A 1,395-nucleotide genomic window follows, 5' to 3' on the forward strand; every position below is an offset into this window, starting at 1 on the left:
CGCCACCCAGACCGTCGTGCGAGCGCCGGCCATCAGCAGGCTCAGGATGTCGCGGCCCGCGCCGTCCGTGCCGAGCAGATGCGGCCACCCCGGCAGAGCCCACGGGCCGTCGACGTCGACCGCCTGCGGATCGAACGGCAACCAGAACCGTGCGACGAGTGCGACGACGCCGATCGTCAGCACGACGAGGAGACCGAAGCGTCCCGTCGACAGCGCCCACAGCCGACGCAGCCAGGCGAACCTGCTCATTCCGCCTCCCGCTGCCGAGGGTCGATCAGCCGGTGGACGAGGTCGACGGCGAAGCCGACGACGAGCACGAACCCGGTGAGCGCGAGCAGTTCGCCCTGAACCTTGAGCAGGTCACGCTTGCCGACGTCCTCCACGAGCATGCGTCCGATGCCGGGCAGGCTGAACAGCTGCTCGATGACGACGGCGCCGACGATGATGCCGGCCACCTGCAGCCCCAGAACCGTGATGATCGACAGACCCACCGTGGGAAGTCCGTGCCGGATGAGGGCCTGCGTGCGGGTGAGGCCTTTCGCCGCCGCGGTGCGGACGAAGTCCTCTCCCGTCGCCTGGAGGGTCGCCGAACGGACGAACCGCATGAGCATCGCACCCTCGACGACGCCGATCGTGATCGCCGGCAGCAGCAGCGCCCGCACGGCGGATGCCGGGTCGCTCCACCCCGCGCGGGGAAAGCCCTGGGCGGGCAGCCACCCGAGCCAGACGGCGAACACCAGCACCAGCATCATGCCGGCCCACACCACGGGGACCGCGGCCACGGCCTGGGCGCCGACGGAGAGGGCGGTGCCGTCGGGACGGCCGCGGCGAACGGCGGAGAGCACTCCGAACGGCAGTGCGATCAGCAGCGCAACGGTCATCGCCATGAGCCCGAGTGGAATCGTCACCTGCGCCTTCTCGGCGAGCTGCCCCGCCACGGGGGCGCCCGTCAGCAGCGACTGGCCGAGATCTCCGCGAACCACGCCGGCGATCCAGCTCAGGTACTGCACCGCGATGGGCTCGCCAAGGCCCAGGCGCTCACGGATCGCGTCGACCTGCGCGGGGCTCGCGTCGATCCCGGCGATGAGCTGAGCGACGTCGCCGGGAAGGACCCGGAGCGTCAGGAAGATCAGCGCACTGGCGACGAACAGGCCGAGCAGCAGCAGGGCCAGTCGCGTCAGCGCGTAACGGATCACCCCTTGCTCTTGGCCAGCTCGGCGAGGTTGATGCGCTCGTTGACGTTGACCGACGGGAAGCCGCTCACGTTCGTGCCCACCGCGACGATGGACGCACCGTTGTACAGCCAGTCGGCGGCCTGATCGTCCGCGACGATCTTCGCGGCCTGCTTCAGCAGGGTCGGCGAGGTCTGCTCGTCGGTCGCGCTGAGCGACTGCT

1 protein-coding gene and 2 pseudogenes are annotated in these 1,395 nt (G+C 70.4%); all 3 read right to left on the reverse strand.

All coding sequences use genetic code 11. The features are described from left to right. Window positions 1–249: pseudogene (locus tag I5I_RS13595) on the reverse strand (ABC transporter permease); the annotation flags it as partial. Then, window positions 246–1,196 carry an ABC transporter permease gene (locus I5I_RS13600; protein WP_036320857.1) on the reverse strand — a complete coding sequence of 317 codons (951 nt, stop codon included), beginning with the start codon at window positions 1,194–1,196 and terminating at the stop codon, window positions 246–248. The pseudogene I5I_RS13595 and the gene I5I_RS13600, both read right to left, overlap by 4 nt. Further along, window positions 1,193–1,395, reverse strand: a pseudogene (locus tag I5I_RS13605) (ABC transporter substrate-binding protein); the annotation flags it as partial. The gene I5I_RS13600 and the pseudogene I5I_RS13605, both read right to left, overlap by 4 nt.

Source organism: Microbacterium sp. B24, assembly GCF_000333415.1.
Lineage (GTDB): Bacteria > Actinomycetota > Actinomycetes > Actinomycetales > Microbacteriaceae > Microbacterium.